General features: G+C 30.0%; 11 protein-coding genes. 1 reads left to right on the forward strand and 10 read right to left on the reverse strand.

The window, feature by feature from the left end; translation table 11 throughout:
- Positions 1-206, forward strand: a 206-nt coding sequence (locus BHF71_RS08045; protein ID WP_141705361.1) for an integrase core domain-containing protein, incomplete at its 5' end; no start/stop codon positions are given.
- A 63-nt stretch (positions 207-269) separates the two neighbouring features.
- Here BHF71_RS08045 and BHF71_RS08050 read toward each other — a convergent pair.
- From BHF71_RS08050 to BHF71_RS08075, 10 genes are all read right to left on the reverse strand, one after another.
- Positions 270-836 carry a DUF3267 domain-containing protein gene (locus BHF71_RS08050; RefSeq protein WP_069657156.1) on the reverse strand — a complete coding sequence of 189 codons (567 nt, stop codon included), beginning with the start codon at positions 834-836 and terminating at the stop codon, positions 270-272.
- Between the two features lie 214 nt (positions 837-1,050).
- On the reverse strand, positions 1,051-2,586 hold the full coding sequence (locus tag BHF71_RS08055) for an HlyD family secretion protein (protein ID WP_069657157.1): 1,536 nt from the start codon (positions 2,584-2,586) through the stop codon (positions 1,051-1,053).
- An 11-nt stretch (positions 2,587-2,597) separates the two neighbouring features.
- Positions 2,598-4,820 carry a peptidase domain-containing ABC transporter gene (locus BHF71_RS08060; RefSeq protein ID WP_069657158.1) on the reverse strand — a complete coding sequence of 741 codons (2,223 nt, stop codon included), beginning with the start codon at positions 4,818-4,820 and terminating at the stop codon, positions 2,598-2,600.
- A gap of 36 nt (positions 4,821-4,856) precedes the next feature.
- Complete coding sequence (locus BHF71_RS08065) at positions 4,857-5,315, reverse strand: hypothetical protein (RefSeq protein ID WP_141705362.1); 459 nt, start codon at positions 5,313-5,315, stop codon at positions 4,857-4,859.
- A 165-nt stretch (positions 5,316-5,480) separates the two neighbouring features.
- Positions 5,481-6,155, reverse strand: coding sequence for a hypothetical protein (locus BHF71_RS08070; protein WP_069657160.1), 675 nt, complete (start codon positions 6,153-6,155; stop codon positions 5,481-5,483).
- 273 nt (positions 6,156-6,428) lie between these two features.
- On the reverse strand, positions 6,429-6,614 hold the full coding sequence (locus BHF71_RS11895) for a hypothetical protein (protein ID WP_141705363.1): 186 nt from the start codon (positions 6,612-6,614) through the stop codon (positions 6,429-6,431).
- A 214-nt stretch (positions 6,615-6,828) separates the two neighbouring features.
- Positions 6,829-6,990, reverse strand: a complete 162-nt coding sequence (locus BHF71_RS12125) for a hypothetical protein (protein WP_176717335.1) — start codon at positions 6,988-6,990, stop codon at positions 6,829-6,831.
- Between the two features lie 37 nt (positions 6,991-7,027).
- Complete coding sequence (locus BHF71_RS12130; RefSeq protein WP_176717336.1) at positions 7,028-7,192, reverse strand: class IIb bacteriocin, lactobin A/cerein 7B family; 165 nt, start codon at positions 7,190-7,192, stop codon at positions 7,028-7,030.
- A gap of 40 nt (positions 7,193-7,232) precedes the next feature.
- On the reverse strand, positions 7,233-7,400 hold the full coding sequence (locus BHF71_RS12135) for a hypothetical protein (RefSeq protein WP_176717337.1): 168 nt from the start codon (positions 7,398-7,400) through the stop codon (positions 7,233-7,235).
- A 141-nt stretch (positions 7,401-7,541) separates the two neighbouring features.
- Positions 7,542-8,015, reverse strand: a complete 474-nt coding sequence (locus BHF71_RS08075; RefSeq protein ID WP_069657161.1) for a GyrI-like domain-containing protein — start codon at positions 8,013-8,015, stop codon at positions 7,542-7,544.
- Between the last annotated feature and the right edge of the window lie 271 nt (positions 8,016-8,286).

An 8,286-nucleotide genomic window follows, 5' to 3' on the forward strand; every position in this document is an offset into this window, starting at 1 on the left:
ATCCCTATGATAATGCTTGTATTGAATCATTTCATGCTATATTGAAAAAAGAAGAAGTAAATCACGTGCAATATCTAGATTACTATTCTGCTAAGATAGCAATTTTTCAATATATTGAGGGCTGGTACAACCGAAGAAGAATACATAGTGCTTTAGGTTATTTGACTCCTCAAGCCATCGAAGATCAATTGAAACATTCAGCATAAGAGTTAACTTTTTTGTGTCCAATATATTGACTCAAATCCAGTATATAGAAACTATAAATTGATTTAAAATTCTTTCCAGAAACTTTTAAAGCCTTTATAACGTATGAGAGCATTCTTCGGAATTTTTTTCATTGTTTGTGTTATCGTTAATAAATCTATACTTGAAGCCATTGCATTAATAAAGATTACTTCAGCCAAAAAAACATTTTTACTACCACTAACAATAATATAAATCAACGGTAATATAGATATAATTATAAAAGGTGCAAGAAGAACTAATAAAAACCTCTTTCTTTTAATTTCTCCTTCATAATGGGCATAGAAAATAAGTGCTTTTGGATAAAAACCAAACAATACATCTTCGGAAAAGATACCTTTAGGAAATAAGAGGGCATGGCTTAATTCATGTAATGGAATAATTATTAATGCAATATAAATTATAGAAACATATGAATCAAATATATTTATATTTAGAATATAGTAAATTGAATCTATTATAAGTGCCAAAACTAAGGCAATAGGTATAACTAGAATTTGTAGCTTTATTAATCCAGATTCTTTCTCTGATTTCCATCCCTCATTTTGTGGATTGAAATTAATATTTGGCGGCTTACCAACAATAAATTTCATTTTATTCTCCTCCGTAATCATTTGAAAAACCGAAAAAAATCAAATATCTGGCGCTAGCAACCAGATATTGTGATATGGTTTGAGGCGTTAATAATCAATACCTAGACCGCCTAATTTTTCACTATTGCTAAGGAAAGTCGCTGTGTGCCCTGGAATTGTATCACCTGTTGCTCTCTGAACAAACATCAGATAAATACAAATCTATTATTTTTAATTAATCTCGTAAATCTATTTTCTCCAACAAGTAATACAAGATTTTTTTGGAATCTGTTATGATATAAGCCTCGCTTACCATCCCTACCTTAATTTGAGCTTCCTGTCCTTTATAACTATATAATGGCTTACTATCAATTGTAGCTTCAACGATGTAATAACTTAATCCATTTTGTGTATTTACAATGGAATCAACACTGATTTTTTTAATCTTTCCTTTGATTTCACCATATTCCTTATACGGTAAGGCTAGAAAGTGATAATTGATTTCATCTCCTACTTTAATCTTAGATATATCTTTGTTTAACACTGAAATAATTACTTTATATTCAGAATCGCTCTCCGGTATAATCTTTAATATTTCTGTTCCGGCTGTAACAAGATCTCCTTCGTTCAAATCGATCGAAACGTTAACATACCCACCAATGGGAGCAGTTATGATCCGATCATTGATACCTATTTCAATACTCTCTATTTGTTTTTCAATATTTCTTATTTTTTCATCTAGAGCCTTAAGTTGTTCATTTATGAAAACTATTTTGTCCGTCTGAAATTTTTCTAGCAATATTTCTGTATACTTTGAGTTATCGACAACTTCTTCACCATCATCGTTGATTTTAACCACTTGACTTGCTTTTTTGTAGTTAACTTCCAATTCTGCCACCTGTTTTTTCAGCTCTTCAATATTTGAACGAATATTAAGCAAATAATTATTTTTGTAATTTTCTAAATCTAGTAGAGCTAACTCATACTGTTGTTTATCATTCTCTATATCTATCTTAGGTATGACATTGTTGCCTAAACTATTTGAGATATCGTATTCCTTCTTACGTTGTTCAATAACCTGTTGGTACTGTTGCAATTTTATTTTGTATTCATTGTATCGATTTACAAATTCAGGATTGTAATTATCATTTACAAAATAATTTACTCCATCAATAATTGACTGTTCGAGCAATGTTAGATTATTAATCATTTCTTTTGTTTCAGCAAGTTTATTACCAAACAATAGATGATTATATTCACTATCTTTTTCTGCCCTAGCTAAATCAATTTTTAATTTTTGATAATCCAGTTGGTATTTTGCAAATTGATTATAATAGTAATCTTCATGTTCACTCCCCAAAGAAAAGTAGTTTTTATTATCTAACACACTTTGCTTAAACTTCTTTAATAATGTATATTCGCGTTTTGCCCTATTAATCTCGTCAAGTAATGCTTCTTTTTGTAATATTAAATCACTTCGGTCAAGCGTAAATAAAACATCCCCACGCTTCACCATTTGGCCTGCTTTGTAATAGACCTTATCAACTTTTCCAACAACTTTTGACATGATCGAACTTACTTTTTCATTAGGTCTTACAACTCCATCTGCTTTAACTACTTGGTCGATCTCTCCAAAATAAGTCCACGTTAACGATGTAATAATAATTGCTAATAGAATATAAATAAAAATAGGTACGAAGGGGTTAGGTTTTGCTGCTAGCATCTCTTGGCTATCTGAAAGATCATTAATATCTTTAATGATTGGTTTCATACTTTTTCCTCCTAGCCTTCTAATCCGGTAGCTATTTCAGACTTCATTTTTTCGTATCCATCAGGTAATTGATCTTTCCAAAATCGATAATACATTCCCTTTCGCTCCATTAAACTGTCATGGGTACCTATTTCTTTAATTTCTCCCTTATCCATTACCACGATTTTATCTGCACTCATAATCGTACTAAGACGATGTGCAATAATAATTGTTGTTATACCTTGGGCTACTTGATTAATTGTCTCGGAGATGGCTTTTTCAGTAATTGAATCTAAGTTACTAGTCGCTTCATCCATTATTAAAATATCTGGTTCTTTTAATAAAGCTCTAGCAATCGCTAACCTTTGTCTTTGACCACCAGATAAGTTAGATGCATTCTCTTCCAACAACGTGTTATATCTCAATGGTAAGTTATTTATAAAATCGTGAGCTTTTGCTACTTTACATACCTCAATAATCTTATCTAATTCCACATCTTCTGCTAACCCTAATTGTAGATTTTCCCGGATCGTTCCACTAAAGAAAAAAGTATCTTGAGGTATATAGGCAATTTTTCCTCGAAGAACATCAAGATTGATATCCTGTATATTGTAATCGTTGATTAAAATTTCACCTTTTTCAGCTTGATAGAAGTTCATTAATAACTTTACTAAAGTTGTTTTCCCAGAACCACTTTCTCCTACCAAAGCGATTTTTTCTCCGGGTTCGATTGATAGATTGATATTTTTTAATACTAGTTGCCTTGTACCATAACGAAAGTCTAAGTTTTTTATTGTTATTCTTCCTTTTAATGAAGCAGGATTAATCTTTTTTTCTTCGTTTTCATCTTTTTCTAGTTCTAAATCTAATATTTCCCCTAAACGGTCTGCTGCTACAATAGCAGTTTGCATCATAGGCTGTAGATTAATCAGATTCTTAATCGGTTCTAAGAAATAAGCCAATAGAGCATTATATGTGATGAGTTGTCCAACGCTCAGATTCCCTTTAATCACTTGATAGGCTCCAACCCAAAGAATAATCACTCCACCTACTAGCTCAACAAAACCTCTTAATGATGCTTGGACATTATTTAAAAAACCATGTTTAAAGACAGTTTTTAAAAAGGATACGAATTTCTTTTCTGTTTCAAAATTAGCTTGCCTTTCAGCATTATATGCTTTAACCGTTTCAATGCCATTTAATGATTCAACAATATATGAAGTTAATTGAGCATTATTTTCCATCTCTTGACGGTTAATTCTATCATTTGGTTTTAAGAAGACCCAAACAATTAGTATATAAAGCGGTACTAATAATAAAGTTACTCCGAAAAGGAAAGAATTTTGAGAGTAGAGAATTGCCCCTCCAATAATCACCATTAAAACATCAATCATAATAGTTAATGTAGCACCAGATATAGCCTCACGCACCTTTGACGCATCCATTAATCTTGAAATAATTTCTCCAACTTTTCTTGTTCCAAAGAAATTCATTGGTAGATTTAATACATGGTGGTAATACCCAAGAATTAAACTAATATCCAACTTTTGACTTAAATACAATAACAGTTGAGTTCTAAAAGCACTTAATAATATCTTAAATAGATATAAAACTATTACACCAATAGATAGTATATGAAGAGTCTTACTAAGTTGGTAAGTTAATATATCATCGATTAAAAACTTAAAATAAAAAGCTCCCAAAATACCAAAAATGGTAAACAAAATAGACGCAAAAAAGATATGTATCAGTAGTTTCTTTTGTGGAAGTAGCAAATGAAAGAAACGAGTAAAAAGCCCCTTGGTCTGGTCTCCTTTTTTGAATTTAGGAGTAGGAACCAGCAAAATAAGAATACCAGTCCAAATCTTAAAAAATTCTTCAGGTGTATATTTAACAATGCCTTTGGCCGGATCTGCAACAATTATTTCTTTCCTTGTAATCTTATGGATAACCATATAATGAAGCAGCGTACCATCAACAATTACATGAGCGATAGCTGGCAAAGGTAATTCTTCAAATATTGCCTCTTTATTCATTGTTTTGACACCTTTGGCAGTAAAACCAAGTTTTTCAGCCGCTTGGATCAATCCATAGGCATTTGTACCTTGTTTATCTGTTCCTGCCACTTCCCTTATTTTTGAAATCGGGATCTTAAGTCCATACTGTTTTGATACAGTGGCCAAACACGCTGGACCGCAATCCTTGATATCGTGTTGTTTGACACAGTGGTATTTATTAAATAATTTTAGTTCCATATTTGTCGACACTTCCTAATCAATATCCCAAAAATTTTATGTTTCTTGATATAGTTTGTATTCCGAACAATATTTTTCCAATAATTTTAAAATATCAAGCGATTCATTTATTGAAATATACCCTGTAATCTTTTTTTTATTTATTTCCATTTCTAAAAAATGTGAGAATTCATTATGTTCATTTATTTCTTTAACTTCACAATAATCTATGTTATCCCAACTAAAAAGAAACTGATTTAAAACAACGCCTTCTTTTCCAACCAAAAAATTTACTCTTTTTGTAGGAAACAATACAAATAAAGCAACTAATGCTCCAGCTCTAAACCATAAATCGGAATATAGTTGGACTATTGAAAGAATTTCTAAAATGGACAATATACTATAAATTAGAACAATAAATATAACAAAAATATTAAATTTAATAACCTGTTTATCAAATATACTTATTATATAGACTTTAAAAAAATCACTATGTTTTTTTATACTTTTTCCCAACTTGTATTCTTTATAATAAAAAAAAGATAAAATCCAAATTATACTTAAGTTAAGAAATAAAATAAAAATGTTTACCATTCTATCACCAAACTATTGGATCTGTACCTTGTTTAATATTAGATCTTATGTCCATACTTCCAATAAAAATAAGAAATGACTTACTATTTATTTACCTTTTATATACATCACCAATAACCCTATAAGCATTACTAGCAACAGAATCCCTATTAGGATATATACAATACCTACAAAAGCTCGTCCCTTGAAAATTTTCTGAGAAAGTGAAACTTGAAGATCTCTATAAACACTTTTTATATCCTGAATATTATGATGATTTATTATATTAAGAGTCGCAGTATTTACCAACGAATTAATAGATATTTTGATAGTAGCGTCTACTTCCTTCAAAAGTATCTGGGAACGCTTTTCTTCGCAGGTATATCCCCTTTTAGAAAATACTTCTATTAAGCTTTCATACAAAATATCTTCAGTTACATTAAATATTGTTAATCTACCAAATGACTTTTTAAAAACAAATAATAATATTAAAAACATCAAAATAGTTATGATAGACATCCAATTCTCCTCAAATGATTTATTTTTTATCAATTCAAAAATACTATTTATCATCATGGGGGTAAATCCAAGTATAGCAAAGGAAAACATCCACTTTGAATCTACAAAGAAAACTTTTTTCGTACTGATCTTTAAACCTAAAAATAAAAGTATAACCACTATCATCCAATAATTGTAAGTAAAATAATAAATTGTAACACAAATAAATGCTCCTTCTTTATCAGTAAACCAAATATGTATGATATTTGTTTTGTAAAAAGACAATTCGAATCGACACCATTAGAAAATTTTCGCTTGGATAATATTACTAATTATTACTCGTTAACATCATGTTACTATAATCCCTAATAGTTGGTAAGTGGTATTTTTTATAGCACCTTATTTAATAAAAGTGCTATAAAAAATAGCACTATATGAGAGGTTAAGCCTCAATTTAAACTAACTTTTCCAGATGTTAACAAAAAACACCCAAAATCTCTTGCTATAGAATAATTAAAAAAGAGATTCTGGGCAAGTATATTACTTTCAATAAGATAATCACTTGCTGAAAGCCATAAAAGTTGATGTTAAACTTCCAAAGATGAATATTATAATCAAATGGAGATCGATCTCAATTACTGACTTTTGTTTAAAGATTAATAACATAATGGACACTATCAACGCAAGAATTGAGGCAACTTTAAAAACTAACCCTGCTGTTATTTCCATGATTAATCCACTCACATTCTATCCCACGGGTTTTTTTACTGAATTTTCTTAATTATTAGAGCCTAAAGTACCTTTGGACATTATCAATCTATTAATCTTTACTTTTTAACATGTACCCAATCCCATTAATACTTGTCCATTTATTGATATAAAAATAAAATAGCTTATAGATATGTCTAAATTAAGGTTTGGTCCACAAGTTGATAGCCTTTAATAAGAGGCTATCAACTTATTTGTGAGTTATGAAATAAAACATTGTTCCTATACTTTCTCCAACTTTTTCAGCAGATACAAATATAAACAATAATATTATTGTTATTAAGGTAACCTTAATAAATGGATACTTTAATATAAAATTAATAAAAAGCTCAAAATAGTTTTGTGTTTCCATCTTTAACACTCCTAATGCCTACCACATTTGTTAAGTATTAGCGATTATTTTCACTTTCTGCTTTTTTATAGCCATTATAAATACCTACCCCTAAACCTGCAAGAGCAATACCACCAACTATGAGATAAATAACTATAGGTGCGATTCCTCCGTTAATATCTCTTAATTCTCTTTCATTAAGTTCAACAACCGCTGTGCCCATAAAATATTCCTCCTTTCGTTGGGTAATTAAAATAGTAGATTTAGTGAGTTGCATAATAGATTGCTCTACCAATACTTTCACCAGCAGCTTCAGCAGCATTAAACAACACAATTGCAGCAGTAACTGCAGCTACAGCAACGAGAAATACTCCTCCACCGTTAGTCTCCAACAATTCTCTTTCATTAAGTTCGTACATAGCAATTGTCATTAATTTCACCTCCTTTCTAGCAAAAATAAAATTTAAGATAGTAAAAAACACATTTATTAAATAAAAATTCAGGAGTATAGCTGTCTATTAAACTCTGAAGCGAACACTCCATTCTTTTGATTTCTTCTATCAACACCTTTTCTATAACATTGATGAATTAATTTCAAAATAAATATCAATAATAGGTTCAGCGCCTTCTGCCACTTCTTCTTCATTAACATTGACGTTGTATGCAGCTGTTATTTGCTGTAAGCCATTTTGCTGAATAAATTGGAGCAATTCATTGTAAGCTTCTTGAATATACATTGGATTGCCAATATATCTTTTATAAACAACGTTGACTAAGTGAAATTTTTCTTTGAATTTATACCCATTTGGCAAACTTACTTTTTTATCAACGGGAACTAAAAATTCTGAATCAATCAGTTGTTCCCCATTTACATTTTCCACTGAAAAGGTTGCACTTATTAATGGACCCACCTTATTAATATTATTTTCCTTTAAAAATTTTCCTAGTTTCATTAATTCTTCTTGTAATTGTTGCTGTGTCATTTTTCTCCTCAGAGAAATAAGGTTTTCAAATTTTAACTCTTTACCTGTTTCTATTCCTGTCATAATAGGCCTCCCTTATTAAGTTTCGTATTGTCAAAAGTTTTATAGATTATTGTGTCAAAAACCTTGTTGTTATTGAAAAATTTATATTAAGGTATTGCCACCCCCTCAATTTAAGGGTAATTTTTAGTTGACCATTCAAAAAATTACTCAAACAAAGGAGGCGGCAAACTTGATGTCTAAAGTTATTTCTTTGTTGCTACTATACATTGAGGTTCAAAATAAAATCATTGTTTATTTGATGGGGGCATTGCTTGGTAAGAATTCTCTTCGT

The sequence above is a fragment of the Vulcanibacillus modesticaldus genome, from assembly GCF_001730235.1.
GTDB classification, from domain to species: Bacteria; Bacillota; Bacilli; order Tepidibacillales; family Tepidibacillaceae; genus Vulcanibacillus; species Vulcanibacillus modesticaldus.

What these genes read in the sequence shown, in the direction of transcription:
- BHF71_RS08075 (WP_069657161.1), bottom strand. Translation starts at nt 8,015, where the DNA reads ATGACAGGAATAGAAACAGGTAAAGAGTTAAAATTTGAAAACCTTATT.
- BHF71_RS12135 (WP_176717337.1), bottom strand. Translation starts at nt 7,400, where the DNA reads ATGACAATTGCTATGTACGAACTTAATGAAAGAGAATTGTTGGAGACT.
- BHF71_RS12130 (WP_176717336.1), bottom strand. Translation starts at nt 7,192, where the DNA reads ATGGGCACAGCGGTTGTTGAACTTAATGAAAGAGAATTAAGAGATATT.
- BHF71_RS08055 (WP_069657157.1), bottom strand. Translation starts at nt 2,586, where the DNA reads ATGAAACCAATCATTAAAGATATTAATGATCTTTCAGATAGCCAAGAG.
- BHF71_RS08050 (WP_069657156.1), bottom strand. Translation starts at nt 836, where the DNA reads ATGAAATTTATTGTTGGTAAGCCGCCAAATATTAATTTCAATCCACAA.
- BHF71_RS08060 (WP_069657158.1), bottom strand. Translation starts at nt 4,820, where the DNA reads ATGGAACTAAAATTATTTAATAAATACCACTGTGTCAAACAACACGAT.
- BHF71_RS12125 (WP_176717335.1), bottom strand. Translation starts at nt 6,990, where the DNA reads ATGGAAACACAAAACTATTTTGAGCTTTTTATTAATTTTATATTAAAG.